The 17140-nt window shown below is 66.6% G+C and carries 15 protein-coding genes; 9 read left to right on the forward strand and 6 right to left on the reverse strand.

Features of this window, described 5'->3' with window-relative positions:
- Window positions 1-11: 11 nt before the first annotated feature.
- From HMPREF9710_RS18460 to HMPREF9710_RS18475, 4 genes are all read right to left on the reverse strand, one after another.
- The gene (locus HMPREF9710_RS18460) at window positions 12-833 is read right to left on the reverse strand and encodes a UCP032817 domain-containing protein (protein WP_005668806.1); all 822 of its coding nucleotides are present in this window, start codon (window positions 831-833) and stop codon (window positions 12-14) included.
- A gap of 254 nt (window positions 834-1087) precedes the next feature.
- The gene (locus tag HMPREF9710_RS18465) at window positions 1088-2929 is read right to left on the reverse strand and encodes a sensor histidine kinase (RefSeq protein WP_229409858.1); all 1842 of its coding nucleotides are present in this window, start codon (window positions 2927-2929) and stop codon (window positions 1088-1090) included.
- Between the two features lie 236 nt (window positions 2930-3165).
- Window positions 3166-5370, reverse strand: a complete 2205-nt coding sequence (locus tag HMPREF9710_RS18470) for a metallophosphoesterase family protein (RefSeq protein ID WP_005668810.1) — start codon at window positions 5368-5370, stop codon at window positions 3166-3168.
- Window positions 5371-5634: 264 nt separating this feature from the next.
- Complete coding sequence (locus HMPREF9710_RS18475; protein WP_040777049.1) at window positions 5635-7389, reverse strand: glutamine--tRNA ligase/YqeY domain fusion protein; 1755 nt, start codon at window positions 7387-7389, stop codon at window positions 5635-5637.
- 176 nt (window positions 7390-7565) lie between these two features.
- Between HMPREF9710_RS18475 and HMPREF9710_RS18480 the strand changes: the two genes are divergently transcribed.
- The 5 genes from HMPREF9710_RS18480 (at window position 7566) to HMPREF9710_RS18500 (ending at window position 11327) form a co-directional block, all read left to right on the forward strand.
- Entirely contained in the window at window positions 7566-7859 is a 294-nt protein-coding gene (locus tag HMPREF9710_RS18480) for a DnaJ domain-containing protein (RefSeq protein WP_005668814.1), read from the forward strand.
- A gap of 76 nt (window positions 7860-7935) precedes the next feature.
- Entirely contained in the window at window positions 7936-8448 is a 513-nt protein-coding gene (locus HMPREF9710_RS18485) for a hypothetical protein (RefSeq protein WP_005668816.1), read from the forward strand.
- Window positions 8438-9220 (forward strand): hypothetical protein, encoded by a 783-nt coding sequence (locus HMPREF9710_RS18490; RefSeq protein ID WP_005668818.1) that lies wholly within the window; start codon window positions 8438-8440, stop codon window positions 9218-9220. The genes HMPREF9710_RS18485 and HMPREF9710_RS18490 overlap by 11 nt, the downstream gene beginning before the upstream one ends.
- A gap of 17 nt (window positions 9221-9237) precedes the next feature.
- Window positions 9238-10116, forward strand: a complete 879-nt coding sequence (locus HMPREF9710_RS18495; protein WP_005668820.1) for a hypothetical protein — start codon at window positions 9238-9240, stop codon at window positions 10114-10116.
- 2 nt (window positions 10117-10118) lie between these two features.
- On the forward strand, window positions 10119-11327 hold the full coding sequence (locus HMPREF9710_RS18500; protein WP_005668822.1) for an MFS transporter: 1209 nt from the start codon (window positions 10119-10121) through the stop codon (window positions 11325-11327).
- A 5-nt stretch (window positions 11328-11332) separates the two neighbouring features.
- Here HMPREF9710_RS18500 and HMPREF9710_RS18505 read toward each other — a convergent pair whose 3' ends face one another.
- Together HMPREF9710_RS18505 and infA are read right to left on the reverse strand one after the other, a co-directional pair.
- Window positions 11333-11566, reverse strand: a complete 234-nt coding sequence (locus HMPREF9710_RS18505; RefSeq protein WP_040777052.1) for a hypothetical protein — start codon at window positions 11564-11566, stop codon at window positions 11333-11335.
- Between the two features lie 180 nt (window positions 11567-11746).
- Window positions 11747-12016, reverse strand: a complete 270-nt coding sequence (infA, locus tag HMPREF9710_RS18510; RefSeq protein WP_005668826.1) for a translation initiation factor IF-1 — start codon at window positions 12014-12016, stop codon at window positions 11747-11749.
- A gap of 561 nt (window positions 12017-12577) precedes the next feature.
- On the opposite strand from infA, the gene HMPREF9710_RS18515 reads away from it, so the two are divergent.
- Genes HMPREF9710_RS18515 through HMPREF9710_RS18530 form a run of 4 tightly spaced genes read left to right on the forward strand, consistent with a single transcriptional unit; the run spans window position 12578 to window position 17040 of the window.
- Entirely contained in the window at window positions 12578-14056 is a 1479-nt protein-coding gene (locus tag HMPREF9710_RS18515) for an ATPase domain-containing protein (protein ID WP_005668828.1), read from the forward strand.
- Complete coding sequence (locus HMPREF9710_RS18520) at window positions 14043-15797, forward strand: response regulator (protein WP_005668830.1); 1755 nt, start codon at window positions 14043-14045, stop codon at window positions 15795-15797. The genes HMPREF9710_RS18515 and HMPREF9710_RS18520 overlap by 14 nt, the downstream gene beginning before the upstream one ends.
- Window positions 15794-16351, forward strand: coding sequence for a sigma-70 family RNA polymerase sigma factor (locus tag HMPREF9710_RS18525; protein WP_005668832.1), 558 nt, complete (start codon window positions 15794-15796; stop codon window positions 16349-16351). The genes HMPREF9710_RS18520 and HMPREF9710_RS18525 overlap by 4 nt, the downstream gene beginning before the upstream one ends.
- Window positions 16348-17040: an anti-sigma factor gene (locus HMPREF9710_RS18530; RefSeq protein ID WP_005668834.1), complete on the forward strand. Its 693-nt coding sequence runs from the start codon at window positions 16348-16350 to the stop codon at window positions 17038-17040. Before HMPREF9710_RS18525 ends, HMPREF9710_RS18530 begins: the two co-directional genes overlap by 4 nt.
- Window positions 17041-17140 lie beyond the last annotated feature (100 nt).

Here is a 17140-nt window from a genome sequence, read left to right on the forward strand (position 1 = left end):
AGACAGGCAGGTCAGGCGGCTTGCAGGGATTTGCCGGGCGCGGCGCAGAACGCGGTGTCGCTGGCCAGCTTGCCCGGGGCGGCGCAGAAGGCGGTGGCGCTGGCCTGTTTGCCCGGGGAGGCGCAGAACGCGATGTCGCTGGCTTGCTTGCCCGGGGCGGCGCAGAACGCGGTGGCGCTGGCTTGCTTGCCCGGGGCGGCGCAGAAGGCGGTGTCGCTGGCCTGCTTGCCCGGGGCGGCGCAGAAGGCGGTGTCGCTGGCCTGTTTGCCCGGGGCGGCGCAGAAGGCGGTGGCGCTGGCTTGCTTGCCCGGGGCGGCGCAGAAGGCGGCGTCGCTGGCCTGCTTGCTCGGGGCGGCGCAGAAGGCGGTGTCGCTGGCCTGCTTGCTCGGGGCGGCGCAGAACGCGGCTTCGGCGGCTTGCTTGCTCGGGTAGGCGCAGAACGCGGCGTCGCCCTTGACGACCACGCCGAACTCGGCCTCGTACAACGCAGGCATGCGGTCGCCGGCGCGCTGGCGTTCGCCATCGTTGGCGCCGGCGCCCATGCCGACGTAGGGATAGTGGTGTAGGAAGAATCCGAAGGTAGCCTCACAGTCGCGGGCGTACTTCATGGTGTCCAGGATGTGGTAGTGCCAGAAGGTGTCGACTTCAACGGTCGGCGAAGCACCGGCCTCCGGGTATTTTTTCATCAGGAACAGGAAGCGGCGGTACTCGGCTGCGGCGGCATCGGCACGCTGCTCGGACCAGCCTTCACCTGATTCCACGTGCATCAGTTTCATCTTGATAGGGGCCAGGTCGAGTGCTTCAAAGACGGAGAATTCGGTATTGGTCGACATCGTTTCACCTCGTGTTGTGTTGTAGACGTTGGTGTTGCTTCATCCCTGTTCAGGTCGTGCGCTTATTCGCCGCGCTTGCGCTGCTGAACGGTCAGTGATGGACTCCGCCTACTCGATATAGGAAGAATCCCGGTGTATTGACCGGCGACAGCTATAGGAATTGTCCTGCGGTCTGTCAGAGTAACTGTTGAGGTTGCTCAAGTGCCGGTAGCATTGCGAGTTTTTGGCAACAGCCGTGCGAACATTGCCGGGCATTAGGCGGCTACGGCGATCGGGGACGCCTTGCCGGGATAGAAGTCCATGCCCACGTCCCCGCACAGGCCGACGACGGGAATCGTGACCACGATCGTGGTGCCCGAATCGAGTCCGCTGCTGATCGAGAACGAGCCGCCCAGGATGCCGACCCGCTCTTCGATGCCGACCAGGCCGAACGAGCCGTGGCGGTTGCGGCTGCCCGGCTGCATGCCGACGCCGTTGTCGCGGATCGTCATGGTCAGCATGTCGGCCTGCTGCTGCAAGGCGATCCTGACCTTGGTGGCGCGTGCATGGCGCGCCACGTTGTTGAGCGATTCCTGCAGGATGCGGAAGAAGGCGGTCGCGCAATGGTCGTCGATGCGGTGCTCGCCGTCGTCGTCGACCAGTTCGCACTCGATGCCGGTGCGGCGCGCGAAATCGGCCACCTGCCAGTCGACCGCCGCCGACAGGCCCAGGTCCAGCACGTTGGGACGCAGGTCGTTGATGATCTGGCGCACGCTGCGAATGGTGACGTCGATCTGGCGGACGGTGGCGTCGGCGCGCGCGTGCAGGCGCCGGTGGCCGCCGCGGGTGCGATTGGCCAGGAGCTCGGCCTCGATCTTCAGGGCCAGCAGGTTCTGCGCCAGGTCGTCGTGGATCTCGCGCGCGATGCGCTTGCGTTCGCCTTCCTTGATCTGCTCGGCGTGCGCCGCCAGCATGCGCAGTTTTTCGTGGCTGGCCTGCAGCTTGGCCTGGCTGGCGCGCAGCTCGCGCGTCATTTCCTCGGCCATGCGCAGGGCGTTGCGGCGCGACGAGGCCAGGGTCTGGAACAGGGCGTAAAGCAGGGCCGCGCTCATGCTGGCGGCGAAGGCTGCCAGCCACGGGTAATACACGTCGAAACGGGTGTACAGCGCCGACTTGGCGACGCTGAAGTCGGCGCGCCAGACGCGCTCGTTGAATTCGATCGGTAGACTGGTTGCGAACATGCTGCTGTCGTCCGGCGGCAGCGCCGGCTTGGGGTAGTCGACGGTGGCCAGGCTGTCGTAGAGGACCGTCTGCGGCGCCGGTTCGCCAGGCTCGGTCAGCTCGGTCAGCATCAGGCGCACGCCTTCGACCGGGAACTCGTCCAGCACGCCGCTGACCAGCGGCGTGACGCCGAACCCCAGTCCGGCCGAGCCGACATAGGCCAGGCGCCGCTGTTCCGCACTGGAAGCGGGCATGTCGCCGCGGTAGACCGGCAGGCGCAGCGCCAGCGCGGTCTGGTTGGGCCCGGGCCGCAGGGTGATGCGCGTGCCGGAAGCGCTCAGCAGGCCACTGTCGCGCGCATGCGCCATCACGCGCCGGGTGATGCCGCGCGCCTCCAGGTCCAGGCCCAGCCTGTCGTACAGGTCGGGCGACAGCGGCTCCATGTACACCAGCACCGTGTAGCTGTCGCGTTCGGATGAAGGCAATAGCGGCGTGTGATGGCGCACACCATGGCGCGCCAGCCGCGCGCGCAATTCCTCGTTCAGTGCCGGCAGGCCGTCAGCGCGCACCATGCGCGCATAATTGATCACGACGATGCCCGGAAAACTGCGCTTGATGTCGAGCTGCTCGACGTACTGGCGAAACTCGGATGCGGTGGTGTCGGGGTTGACGCGAAACAGCCCCGCGACCCCGCGCAGCACGGCGCCGTAGCCCTTGATACGGGTATCGATATTGTTCTGGGCGGCGCGCGCCATGCCGCGAAACCGCGCGTGGGCATCGCTCTCGATCGCCTCCGCGGTGGCGAAATAGGCGCCGGCGCCGAACGCCAGCGACAGCAGCAAACCCGTCAACAAGGTTGCCGGCGAGAACATTGCGGGAGGACGATCTGAAGGCATGCGGTATCTCGAAAGGGCGGGACGGCACGTGGCCATGCTTAACATCAATACCTATGGTCCATACGCTAAGCAATGTCTGACCAGACAGGAGCTATCAGGTTTACTAGGTTTTACAAAAACACGACGTCTGGCGGCGGGGGCCGCGAAACAGGTCGGACGGCGTGCGCATCGCTGTTCCCGAAAAAAAAGCGCTGCGGCCATGGGGCGCAGCGCCTTCGGGTGAGTGAGAGCGGCAGTTAGTTGAAGCTCAGCCCATTATTGCTGGCATTGCTGACCTTCTTGCCCTTCAGGTCGACCGTGAAATGGTCGCTCGGCTTGGCCGAGCCCAGGCCCTTGAGGATGGCGAACACCTGCTTGAACTGGTTCTGGAACGGCACGTGCACCGGGTTCTGGTCGGACGGCTTGTCGCCGACCTTGACGATCGCCGCCGGCGTCGCCGGGAAGGCGGCCATCAAGACCTTGTACTGGTTCACGCGCTGCTGGCCCATGTCGCGCAGGGCCAGTTCGCCCGCATACACGGTGCGGTGGAAGTCGCCGTAGAAATCGTAGGCAGAGATGGTGGCGAAGTCGTCCAGGCGCAGGCCGGCGGCGCTGGCCAGCTTGTCGGCGCGCGCAGTGGCGTCAAGCCAGTCGGTGGCCAGGGTCGAGGCGGCGACTGCGGCGCCGGCGGCGGTGCCGGCCGCTGCGCAGGAGGCGGTGAGGGGCACGACGCCGGGCACATCCTTCAGCTGGGCCAGCGTCACCTTCGTCTGCAGCTGCGACAGGATCAGCATCTGCTTGCCGTCCAGGGCCATCGCCGCTTCCTTCATCTCGCATGGCCAGTATTCGTCCATGAAGCGCAGGCGCGACAGTTCGCCGAAGTACTGATGGGTGTACTCGCCGTAGGAACGGGTCTCGAGGATGCTGCGGTCCCAGCGCTTGCTGGCGTCGCCAGGGACCGAGCTGCCCTTCAGGTAGTCGTTCTCGACCACGTAGTGCGGGAACAGCTCGGCAAAGCGCGGCACCGTGTTCAGGGGCATGGTCTGGACGTCGATCGTGTCCTGGTCTTTATAGGTGACGATCTTGTAGGCGGCGCCGTACACCGCCAGCGATGGCGACTGGACGTTGACCAGGTAGTTGCCGCCGGCATCCTGGTGGTCGTTGGTGCCGTTGAAGTGCATGTGGCCGCCGACGTGCAGGCGCAGGCCGGTCGCGGCCACCGCGTTGGCCACCGTCTGGTCCGGCACGCGCGCGGTCTGGAAGGCGCCCGACTTGAACACCGCCTTCATGGCCGCGGTCTGGTTGGCGTAGAAGTCCATGGTCGGGTAGTGCGAGAAGGCCATCAACTGCTTGCCTTCGGCCTTGGCGCGCGCCGCCACCGACTTGATGTAGTCCATCAGGAACATCTTGTGGGTGATCACCTTGTTCCAGCCGGCGTTGCCGGCGCCGTCGTAGCCCTTGAAGTCGTGCGGCTTGGCCGGATCGAACTTCGCGTTCGGTACGAAGACGTTGGCGTCGATCGAGAGCAGCCACAAGCCCTTGACCGGTTCCACCAGATAGGTGCTGTCGATCATTTCGGTGCACTTGGTGAACGGCTTGCCAAGCTTGGCTTCGCCGGCCGCCTTGTAGGCGCCGCCCGAACCCTCGAGGCAGATCTCGAACTGGCGGTTCTTCACCGCGGCCTGGGCCAGCGCTTCGTCATAGCTGTACTTGCCGCCGCTGTACTTGCTGAACGGCGTTTCCCACAGCAGGTCGGCCTTGTTCGGCATGAAGCCGAATTCGGCCATCCTGGTCATCAGGCGTTCGGTGCCTTGCTCCATGATCTGGTCGGTGCAGATCACGGTCGGGTCCTTGGCGATGCAGGCCGGATTGCCGGTGGCGAAGATCTTCTGTTCCTTGCCTTCCTTGGTCAGGAAGTCGTTCTTGCCGGCTTCGTTGTCGTCGTAGGGCTCGACCGGATCGTGGTTGCCCGGCGCCAGGAAGAAGCGCATGCCCTTGGCCTGGTATTCGCGCATGATGGCGGCGATGCCGTCGACGTTCATCGGCTGGGCGTCGTCGGTGTAGTCGCCCGGCAGGGCCACGACGCGGATGCCCCTGGCGTAGGCGTCGTCGAGCGCGGCAAAGAAGGCGAAGTAGTTCTCGTTGAACAGGCGGGTCGAGGTCAGCTGCGCGTACATGGTGCGGATGGTCGCGTGCTTGCCGTCCCTGGTCGGGATGCCGGCGAACTGGCTGTTCTTGAAGTCGCCATAGACGTTCTGGAAGTGCACGTCGCTCATGAAGGCGACCGGCGTCGGCGCCGCAGGCGTTGGCGTCGGGTCCGGCGTCTGTACTGGAGGCGGCGTAATCGCAACGGGATCGGATGGATCGCTGGGGCTGCAGCCGGCCAGCAGGGCCAGGGAAAGGGCGGCGGCGCAGGGAGCAGCGCCGGTCAGGCGCAAGCGGGGCAAGGATAAGCGGGTCATGCAGGCTCCGGTCAGAAAGATGGCCGGCATGATTACATTCTTGCATGACCGCTTTGTTACAAGAGCGGGGCGGAGACGTCAAAGCAAACACGGGGTCACGTCTGTCATTCGCACACAAGCTCAGCCGTATCAACCATGCCATTGTTGAGGCTGTGTCCGAATGTCAGATGTGACCCCGCTTGTGCGCGATCCAGGCTGGGCGCAAAAAAATCCCGCAACGACATTGCCGTAGCGGGATTCCTGGAGACGGTAGCAGGTGGCTGCTTACTTGCCCCAGCTATCCTTCAGCGTGGTCACGCGATTGAACACCGGCTTGCCCGGTTGCGAATCGACGCGGTCCGCCACGAAGTAGCCATGGCGCTCGAACTGGAAGCGCTGGTCGGCCACGGCGTCCTTCATGCCCGGCTCGAGGTAGGCGGTCACGGTTTCCAGGGCGTTCGGATTGAGCACCGACTTGAAGTCCTTGCCGCCGGCGTCCGGCTGCGGGTCGAGGAACAGGCGGTCGTACAGGCGCACCTCGGCTTCGAGCGCGCTGGCCGCGCTGACCCAGGTGATATTGCCCTTGACCTTGTAGTTGTCGGCGCCCGGCGTGCCCGACTTCGAATCCTCGAAGTACTTCACGTGCACGGCGATAACGTTACCGTCGGCATCCTTGTCGTAGCCGGTGCACTCGACCACATAGCCGTATTTCAGGCGCACGCGGCTGCCCGGCTGGTCGCCGACGGGCGGGGTGAAGCGGAAGTAACCCTTGGTCGGGGTTTCCATGAAGTCTTCCTGCTCGATCCACAGCTCGCGCGTGAACGGGAAGGTGCGCTTGCCCAGTTCCGGGTGGTGCGGGTGGACCGGCGACGAGCATTCCACCGACTCGCCTTCGGGGAAGTTGTCGACGATCAGTTTTAAAGGACGCAGCACGGCGATGGCGCGCGGCGCCTTCGGGTCCAGGTCGTCGCGCAGCGCGCCTTCGAGGGTGCTCATGTCGATCCAGCCGTCGGCCTTCGACACGCCGATGCGCTCGCAGAACAGCTGGATCGATTCCGGCGTGTAGCCGCGGCGGCGCAGGCCGACGATGGTCGGCATGCGCGGGTCGTCCCAGCCGGTCACGGTGCCGTCGTCGACCAGCGCGCGGAGTTTACGCTTGGAGGTGACAACGTACGTCAGGTTCAGCCGCGCGAATTCGTACTGGCGCGGCACCGGCTTGTTGAAGAAGCCGCCTTCGGCCAGCGTCTCGACTAGCCAGTCGTAGAACGGGCGGTGGTCCTGGAATTCCAGGGTGCACAGCGAGTGGGTGATGTTCTCGATCGCATCCGAGATCGGGTGCGTGTAGTCGTACATCGGGTAGATGCACCAGGCGTCGCCGGTGCGGTGGTGGTGCGCATGGCGGATGCGGTACAGGGCCGGGTCGCGGTTGGTCATGACCGGGGACGCCATCGCATCCTCGCTCATCTTGGCGCGCAGGATGTGTTCGCCATCCTTGTACTTGCCGGCCCGCATGTCGCGGAACAGTTGCAGCGATTCCGCGGCCGGACGGTCGCGGAACGGCGAGTTGGTGCCCGGCGTGCCGAAGTTGCCGCGGTTCTTCGCCATGTCTTCGGCGCTCTGGCTGTCGACGTAGGCGTGACCCTTCTCGATCAGGTACTCGGCCATCTTGTACAGCTGCTCGAAGTAGTCGCTGGCGTAGTACAGGTGTTCCTGGCCCTCGCGCTCCCACGAGAAACCGAGCCACTTGACGCTGTCCATGATGGTGTCGACGTATTCCTGGTCTTCCTTCTCCGGATTGGTGTCGTCGAAGCGCAGGTGGCACAGGCCGGCGTAGTCGCGCGCCAGGCCGAAGTTCAGGCAGATCGATTTCGCATGGCCGATGTGCAGGTAGCCGTTCGGCTCCGGCGGGAAGCGCGTGATGACCGGCGGCAGGCCGTCCCGTTGGTGGGTGCCGGCGGCCAGGTCGGATTCGACGATCGCACGGACGAAGTTCGACGACGGTGCATTGCCCGGCGCCGGGGTATTCTTGTCGTTGCTCATGAAAAAGTTCTGGAAGGGTAAGTTGGGGGGCATTTTACCGTACCCGGACGCGCCTGAGGTTGCCCGCGTCGCAAGGCGGACATCGGCGTTCGCGCCACGTCTGGCGTTTTCTATAGGATAATCTCTGTTTGGTCTCAATCCACCGCATTTTTAAGATAGTTGCCGGAGAATTTCTGTTGGAAAATTTATATGCGATCCTCGGCGTCGCGCCGAATGCCAGCGACGACGAGATCAAGAAAGTTTACCGCTCGCTGGCGATGCGCTACCACCCGGACCGCAACCAGGCGCCAGGCGCGGAAGCGCGTTTCAAGGCAGTCACCAAGGCCTACGAGATCCTCTCCGACCGCGCCAAACGCGAGGAATACAACCAGAGCGTGAACCACCGCATCGTGCTGGACGCCGAGGCCGAGGCTTTCGAGCTGTGGCGTTCGCTGTTCGCGCTCAACGGCGTGAACCTGCCGGCGAACTGACCCGGCCTTGCACGTCATCCGACGGCAACGCAACGGATGCGGCCAGAAGCGCCGCGTCCCATCAACAGGATAGAACATGAAGAACGTACATCCCGAATTCTCTTTCCAGTCGCGTGAACTGGAAGGCCAGATCGAGGGCACCCTGGGCGACCCGCCCAACCGCAAGAACTACGACATGATGGTCGGCGCGCTGGTGGCCGAATACGCCGACGGCGGCGGCATCGACGACGTCAACATGATGGCGTTCGCCCTGGTCGACAAGATCCGCTTCCTGGATCCGAAGGGCTTGATGCGCGAAGCGGCCGACTACGCCGACGGCGATCCGGCGCGCGTGTTCGCGATGGCCGAGTGCAGCGGCGACGACGGCAAGGCCATGTACGAGGGCATGACCGCCAACTATCCGGAACTGGCGCGCCAGGCCATCATCACCGCCTTCCTGTTCAAGAACCAGAACCGCTGGGACGACGAAGACCAGTCGCTCGAGCAACTCGGCCGCGACGACGATGGCGACGACGACGACGACGAAGACAGCGCCGCCACCGACGACTTCACCCAGCTGTTCGACGAAGGAGAGCGCGATGAGCGATGACACCAAATCGAACCTGCCGGCCCTGGTCAGCCAGGTCGGCGAACTGGTGCTGGCCGGCTCGCTGGAGCACGCCGAAGAGGTGTTCTCCAGGGCCGCCGACGAGCACGGCGACTACGCCGTGGCCCAGGTCCTGACCGAGCTGCCGCCGCAAGTGACGGCCCTGCACCTGTCGGGCTTCGACGGCGCCAAGACCTCGCTGGCGACCATGCTGGTGCCGCCCAAGGCCTGGGCCGACAGCCTGGCCTTCATCGCCGCCACCTGGCCCGACAACCTGATCGAAGACGATCCCGAGCGCATCGCCGAGAACCTGTTCAACCACGTGCACGGCGTGGTCTACGCCCAGGACGACGAGGAACGCCGCAACGAGCTGCTCGAGGCGGCGTCCGCCACCGACCATGGCGCGACCGTGTTCGCGATCCTGTGGTCGCTGGCGCCGAAGGAAATCCTGGAAGTGGCGGGCGAGATCCTGTCGAAAGGCCGCTACGTCAGCGGCCAGACCAGCGCCGACAGCGACGTCGTGCCGCTGGCGGTCGACCTGGCCAAGGCCACCGAGGACGGCTGGGAGCGTTCGCTGCTCGAGCTGTTCCCGGAATTCCGCCACAGCGCCGAGATGGCCGAGATCGAGCTCCCCGACGATCCGGACGAAGAGTCCGAGTTCATGCAGCGTTCGACCCGCGACCTCCTGCTGCGCCTGCGCAAGCAAGTACCGTCGGTGCGCAGCATGCCGCGCCGCAGCCCGCGCCGCAGCATGGGCACGGACATCTTCTCGTGACGGGAGCCGCCGCTGATATGTTGCCAGCCATCGTCATCGAACAACCGCCGCGCCTGATCCGCGCCATCAAGCTGCTGCCGGGCGAAGCCACGCCCGACGAAGCGGCGATCCTGGCCGACGAGCTGTCCGGGATCACCGCCATGGTGGCCGAGAAGTTCACCAACGACCGCACCGCCGAAGGGATCCAGCGCGCGCTGCTCTTGAGCATTGGCTGTGTTTCGCTGGGTCTCGAACACCTCATCCAGAGCGAGGACGAGGGCGACCTCGACGCGCTCGACATCCTGGTGGGCGAGGGCGCCGAGCACGCCTTCCAGGCGGGTTTCCGCATGATCCGCGAGCTGGCCGCGCTGCCCGAGGACAGCCTGGTGAGCGAGTACGACAACGATCCGGTCTATGCCCAGCGGCGCCTGAAGGAGCTGTTCGTGGACATCTGCACCGCCGACCCGGGCGAATCGTGGTCGGGCTACGAGCGCTTCCTGGGCCAGGTCCAGCAGCGCCAGCAGGTCCAGGCGATCGTCAAGGCCGCCGAATGGCTGCGCAAGAACCACTACGAAGGCCCGGTCAAGGACCCGGACCTGAACGCCGAGGGCGTGATCGCCATGGCGATCATCTTCGCGGCGGAAGGCGGCGCGCGCATCACGGCGCGCACCGGCCAGGCGGAGTTCGAGCGCTTCGTGAAGGCGGTGCGCAAGCACCGGCCCGATTTCGAGCAGGGCTGGGCCGAGTTCATGGCGCGCATCCCGCCGGCCCACCAGGCCGTCGTGGCCGAGCGCATCGACATCTACCGCAAGCACTGCACGGTGCTGGAGCAGATCGGGACGAATGCGACCATGGGCCAGCTGATGGCCGAGCTGGAGAACTACGCCGGTTCCGAACTGGATCCGGAATACCCTTGAGCATGACCGCCCCCGGCGCGCGCATCGCCTCCGGCAGCCCGGAGTTCCGGCGCATCAACCGCGCGATGGCGTTCGGGGGCTTTTCCATCTTCGCCCTGCTGTACTGCGTCCAGCCTTTGATGCCGCTCCTGGGCCATGACTTCCGGCTGTCGCCGGCCCAGAGCAGCCTGGTGCTGTCGGTGTCCACCGCCACCCTGGCGCTGGCGCTGCTGGGCTCTTCCAGCGTGGCCGAGCGCTTCGGCCGCAAGACAGTGATGGTGGCCTCGATGATCAGCGGGGCGGTGCTGACCCTGGCCTGCGCCTTCGCCGCCAATTACACGCAACTGGTCGCCGTGCGCGGCCTGATGGGCCTGATGCTGGGCGGCTTGCCGGCCGTGGCCATGGCCTACCTGAGCGACGAGATCGAGCCGACCTCGCTCGGCCTGTCGATGGGCATGTACATCAGCGGCAGCGCCTTCGGCGGCATGAGCGGGCGGGTGATCTCGGCCTTCATCAGCGACGTCGCGTCGTGGCGCGTGGCGGTCGGGCTGCTCGGCGCGGCCGGGCTGTACGCGGCCTGGGAATTCTCGCGCAGCCTGCCGCCGTCGCGCCATGGCGGCGCGCTGCCGGCGCGCGGCCCCGGCTTCGTCGACGGCCTGCGCATCCATTTGCGCGACCCGGGCCTGCCGTGGCTGTTCGCGCTGCCGTTCCTGCTGATGGGGGCGTTCGTCAGCCTGTACAACTACATCGGCTACCGCCTCCTGGCGCCGCCGTTCGGGCTGCGCCAGAGCGCGGTCGGGCTGTTGTCGCTGCTCTACCTGCTGGGCATTTTCAGCTCGATGTGGGCCGGCAAGCTGGGCGACCGCCTGGGCCGGCGCAACGTGCTGTGGCTGCTGATGGGGGTGATGATCGCGGGCTTGCTGGTGACCCTGGTCGATTCGGTGGTCGCCGTGGTGCTGGGCGTGGGCGTGGCCACCTTCGGCTTCTTCGCCGCCCATTCGGTGGCCAGCAGCTGGGTCGGACGGCGTGCGCAGCCGCCGCAGGCGCTGGCCTCGGGCATCTACCTGTTCTTCTATTATCTCGGCTCGAGCGTGGTGGGGTGGTTTACCGGCTATGTCTACGAGCACTGGGCCTGGCCCGGAGTGGTGGCGCTGCTGGGCGCGATCCTCGGCGTCGGCCTGCTGATCGCGCTGCGCCTGCGCAGGCTGGCGCCGGTGCCGCTGCTGAGCTGAGCGGCTCAGTTCGGAAAGCGGCCGTTGCGCGGCAGCGGCAGGATCGCCTCGGACACCGCCTGTTCGGGCGTCAGCCGGCGGCACGCGTGCGGACTTTGCAGGACGCGCTCGATCACGGTTGCAGGGACATTCTTGTATTCCATATAGCGCCGCGCCTGGGTGGCATCGCGCACGGCCAGGATGTTCAGGCCGCGCGCCACGGCGTTCGCGGTGGTTTCATCGCTGCGTCGTTGCCGCATTTGCATCTCACAACACCTTTGCATCATTTACTGTCGAGTGCGGATGGTTCGGTATGCATCCGCGCGTCCGGGGATGATACCCCGTGACGAAGACGATCTGCCAGCCTGGTCCGAAAAGTGTGCGCCAATGAAAAACGCCACGCTGGGCGTGGCGTTGCTTGCCGATGAGCGGCGCCCCGATCAGCGACGCGCCGCGCGGTTCACCGGCGGACGCGGACCGCTGCCGGTCTTGCCGAGGTGGCGGAAGGTGATCCGGCCCTTGCTCAGGTCGTAAGGCGACAGCTCCAGGCTGACCTGGTCGCCGGCGATGATGCGGATGTGGTTCTTGCGCATTTTGCCGGAGGTGTAGGCGATCAGCTTGTGGCCGTTTTCGCAATCGACGCGATAACGCGAATCGGGCAGCACTTCAGCGACGACGCCATTCATTTCGATGAGTTCTTCTTTTGCCAAGATGGGCTCCTGTTAGTTGCAAATACGATATCAGGCCAGCCTGGCGCGAAGGCGCACGGGCGGGCGGTGAAGCGGCCCGCGCAAGCGGGCAGTGTAGGTGACCGTGGCGGCGCGGCGCAGGCGCCGTGCCGGGGAATGAAAAAGCCCGCACATGCTGCAGGCCTCGATTCGATGTCAGGTATGACGGTTACTTCGTTGGGTGCGACGGCCCGCGTTCCGCGTCGCGCTTCAGGGCTGCGCTGCTGGCGCAGTATTCGTCCGCAGGAACACGATATGGGGACGGAATCAGGAATTTCCAGAGGCAATCTCGTGTCGCCAGCCCCAGCACTGCATGACGCGCAACGCGCGCGAGGGGCGGTCGATGCCGCAGAACCGATAGTGTAGCACGGTTGGCGCCTTGCTGTCCCGGGTCGGCCTTGATGAGGATATAATCCCAGCAATATTCGTTACGTTGCGCTTGTACCGCGCGCGACGCCTCCCGATCCCGGGCCATCCCCCGTTCCGTCCCTCGTGCGCAGGCGCGGACGCGCGTGAACCGGCCTACAGCCAGGGCTGCATTGCATGAACGACCGCACTTCGACCGGCATTCCCGGTCTCGACGACATCCTGGGTGGCGGCCTGACGCCAAAACGCCTGTACCTGGTCGAGGGTTCTCCCGGCGCCGGCAAGACCACCCTCGGCCTGCAATTCCTGCTCGACGGCGTCGCCCGGGGGGAGAGCGGTATGTACATCACGCTGTCCGAGACCACCGACGAGCTGGTCGCGGTGGGTCACAGCCATGGATGGGACCTGGGCGCCCTGGCGATCGTCGAGCTGGCCGGCGACGACGACCTCGACCCCCACTCGCAGCAATCGGTGTTCCATCCTTCCGAAGTCGAGCTGGGTGAAACGACGCGCAAGGTAATGGACCGGGTCGACGCGCTGCGGCCGATGCGCATCGTGTTCGACAGCCTGTCCGAGGTGCGCCTGCTGGCCCAGAACCCGCTGCGCTACCGGCGCCAGATCCTGGCGCTCAAGCAGTTCTTCTCGGCGCGCGACTGCACCGTGCTGCTGCTCGACGACAAGACCGCGGAATCCGACCAGCACCTGCACAGCCTGGCCCACGGCGTCATCAGCCTGGAGCAGATCACCAGGGAATACGGCAAGGAGCGGCGCCGGGTCAACATCCTCAAGATGCGCGGCATCCGTTTCCGGGGCGGCTTCCACGACTACACGCTCGACACCGGCGGCATCGTCATGTATCCGCGCCTGGTGGCCGCCGAACACGTGCGCGACTTCGCGCCGCAGGTCGGCTCGAGCGGTTCCGACGGCCTCGACGCGCTGCTCGGCGGCGGGCTGGTGCGCGGCACGAACACCCTGCTGGTGGGCCCGTCCGGCATCGGCAAGACGACGCTGTCGACGCGCTGCCTGCTGTCGGCGCTGCAGCGCGGCGAGCAGGCCTCGTACTACCTGTTCGACGAGGGGCTCGGCACCTTCTTCGCCCGCAGCATCCAGCTCGGTCTCGACCTGCGTCCCTATCTCGACAATGGCCAGCTGACCATCGACCACTTCGATCCGGCCGAGCTGTCGCCCGGCGAATTCGCCCAGAAGCTGCGCGACGCGGTCGACCAGCGCCGCAGCCGCTTCATCGTCATCGACAGCCTGAACGCCTATCTGCAGGCGATGCCGGGCGAGCACTTCCTGATCCTGCAGATGCACGAACTGCTGTCCTACCTGAACCAGCAGGGCGTGACCACGGTGATGATCCTCGGCCAGCATGGCCTGATGGCCGATGCGCGCACCGACGTCGACCTGAGCTACCTGAGCGACAGCACGGTGCTGCTGCGCTTCTTCGAGGCGGGCGGCAAGGTGCGGCGCGCGATCAGCGTGATCAAGAGCCGCACCACCGAGCATGCCACCACCATCCACGAGCTGTTGCTGGGCGAGGGCGGGGTGCGCATCGGCGCGCCTTTGGTGGGATTCGAGGGCGTCCTGTCGGGGATGCCAACCTACCGCGGAGAAACGCCGCTGATGGCGCCGGCCGGGCATGCACCGGAATAGCCTGCACGAAGAGCGGATACTGATCTTCGCGCCACTCGGGCGCGATGCCGAGGTCATGGCCTCGATGCTGGCGCGCGACGGCCTCGGATGCGAGGTCGCCGCCGGTTTCGGCGCCCTGGTGAGCGCCATCGGCGCGGGGGCGGGCGCCGCCATCGTGGCCGAGGAGGCCCTGCACGGCGTCGATGTCGCGGCGCTGCATGCCTGGCTGGGGCGCCAGAAGCCGTGGTCCGACTTTCCCTTCGTCGTATTGCTTGGCAAGACGATCGGCCTGCAGCAGGGCGCGGCGCGCGAGCGCCTGGGCGACCTGGGCAACGTGATCCTGCTCGAGCGTCCGCTCAACGTCCAGACCCTGCGCAGCGCCAGCGTGTCGGCGCTGCGCGCGCGGCGCCGCCAGTACCAGGCGCGCGACGTGCTGGCCGACCGCGAGCGCACCGCCGCCAGCCTGCATCACAGCCGCCAGCAGCTGGTGGCGCTGAACGAAACGCTCGAGTCGCGCATCGACGAGCGCACCCGCGCCCTGGCCCAGGCCAACGACCGCCTGATGAGCGAGATTATCGAGCGCGAACGGGTGCAGCAGGCCATGGCGCAGTACCAGAAGATGGAAGCGGTGGGGCGCCTGACCGGCGGCATCGCCCACGACTTCAACAACCTGCTCAACGTGGTCCAGGGCAGCATGGACCTGATCCTGCTGATGTCGAAGGACGAAGTGGCGAAGGGCCGCGCCGAGATCGCGCGCAAGGCCTGCCAGCGCGGCGGCAAGCTGACCCGCCAGTTGCTGGCCTTTGCCCGTAACCAGAGCCTGGACCTGCGCGAGACCGATATCGGCTTTCTGTTCGACGGCGTGCGCGAACTGGTCGCCACCTCGCTCGGTTCGCGCATCCGGCTGCGCTTCGACGCCGCCATGGACTGCCCGCCGGTGCTGGCCGACGCCAACCAGATGGAGATGGCGCTCCTGAACCTGGCCATCAATGCGCGCGACGCGATGCAGGACGGCGGCGAACTGGTCTTCGTCGCCGCCTGCGACGAACCACCGCCCGATTTCCTGCCGCCGGGCGAGTACGTGCGCATCGCCGTCACCGACAGCGGCGAAGGCATGACGCCGGAGCTGGTGGCCAAGGTGTTCGAGCCCTTCTTCACGACCAAGGGCGTGGGAGGCACCGGCCTGGGCCTGAGCCAGGTGTACGGCATGGCGCAGCAGTCGGGCGGCGCCGCGCGCATCCTGAGCGAGCCGGGCGCCGGCACCACGGTGGAAATCTGGCTGCGCACGGCCCGCGGCACGGAAGACGCCGAGCCGGCGCCCCTGGCGCGCATCCCGGCCGCCATCCAGGCGGCGCGCATCCTGGTCGTCGAGGACGACGACTTCGTGCGCGCCTCGATGGTGTCTTCGCTCGAAGCCCTCGGCCACACGGTGCGCCAGGCGCCCGACGGCGAGGCCGGCCTCTGCGCGCTGCACGACGAGCGGCCCGACCTGCTCATCACCGATTACCTGATGCCGGGCATGACCGGCGCCGAACTGGTGCAGCGCACGCGCGCGATGTTCCCCGGCCTGCCGACGATCATCGCCACCGGCTACGCCGACATGAAGGCGATCGAGCAGGTGATCGGCGATGGCGCGGTGCTGCGCAAGCCCTTCCAGCTGGCCGAGCTGGCGATCAGCGTCGGTCAGGCGCTGCAGCGCCAGCGCGCCGGCGACGAATCACAGCGGCCAGCCATGGTTCCACCGACCGAAGGAGAAAGATGAGCGACTCCACCGCGCCGTTCGACTATGAAGCCGCGCTCGCGGCCTGCGCGCGCGGCGACCGCCATGCGCTGCGCCGCCTGTATGACCAGGAAAGTCCGCGCCTGCTGTCCGTGGCCCTGCGCATCGTGCGCGAGCGCCAGGCGGCCGAGGACGTATTGCATGACGCTTTCGTCGCCATCTGGACCCGCGCCGCGAGCTTCGAGCCGACCCGAGGCTCGGGCCGCGGCTGGATGTACACCGTGGTGCGCCACGCGGCGCTCGATGCGGTGCGCGACGGCGCCCGCGAAATCAACGTTGGCGAGGAAGCCTTCGATGCCTTGAGCACCGATGCCTTCGATCCCGGCATGCAGGACGCGTTCGAACTGCGCCAGGACATGGGACGCCTGCACGACTGCCTGAACCGGCTCGACGTCGCCAAGCGCAACAGCATCCTGCACGCCTATGTCGATGGGCTGTCGCACAGCGAGATCGCCGATCGCCTCAAGTCGCCGCTGGGAACGGTGAAGGCCTGGATCAAGCGCGGCCTGAGCGCGCTGCGGGAGTGCATGGTATGAGCGAACGGTTCGATCCCTATGAGCTGGCCGGCGAATACGTGCTCGGCACCCTGTCGCGCGAGCGCCGCCGCGAAGTCGACGCCATGTTGCCGAACGACGCCACGCTGCGCGCCGCCGTCGCCTATTGGGAAGAGCGGTTGCTGCCCCTGAGCGCGCTGGTCGAGCCGGTGGCGCCGCCCCCCGCGCTGTGGACGCGCATCGAGCGCAGCCTCGGGCCGGCGTCCGTGTCCGCCGTCGCCCGTCCGGGCTGGTGGGAACGCCTGGGCCTGTGGCGCGCGCTGGCCGCCGGCGGCTTCGCCGCCGCCGCGATCATGGCGGCCGTGGTCGGCGTGCGCCAGTTCGAGGTCGCGCAGCCGCGCTACATGGTGGTGCTGGCGGCGCCGCAGAACGCGGGGCCGGGCTGGGTGCTGGAGCTGGTGGCCGACGACACGCTGCGCCTCGAGCCGCTGGTCACGACCGAGGTCCCGGCCGATCGCGCGCTGCAGCTGTGGACCAAGGCCGACGACTGGGAAGGTCCGGTCTCGCTGGGGCTGGTCAAGCCGGGCGAGGCGGTCGAGGTCAAGCTCGCCAAGCTGCCGAAGGTGGTGCCGAACCAGCTGTTCGAGATTACATTGGAACCGGCCGCCGGCTCACCGATCGGCCGTCCGACCGGCCCCATTCTCTACATCGGGCGCGCGGTCAGGATATAGGGAAGCACTGATTTATTCATGGCGGCGCGCTCGTCCACGAGAAAATGCGCCCTGCGGCGTTGCAAATCCTCGCGATACCACGCGGTATCGCTGCGGTTTG

This window comes from Massilia timonae CCUG 45783 (assembly GCF_000315425.1).
GTDB classification, from domain to species: domain Bacteria; phylum Pseudomonadota; class Gammaproteobacteria; order Burkholderiales; family Burkholderiaceae_D; genus Telluria; species Telluria timonae.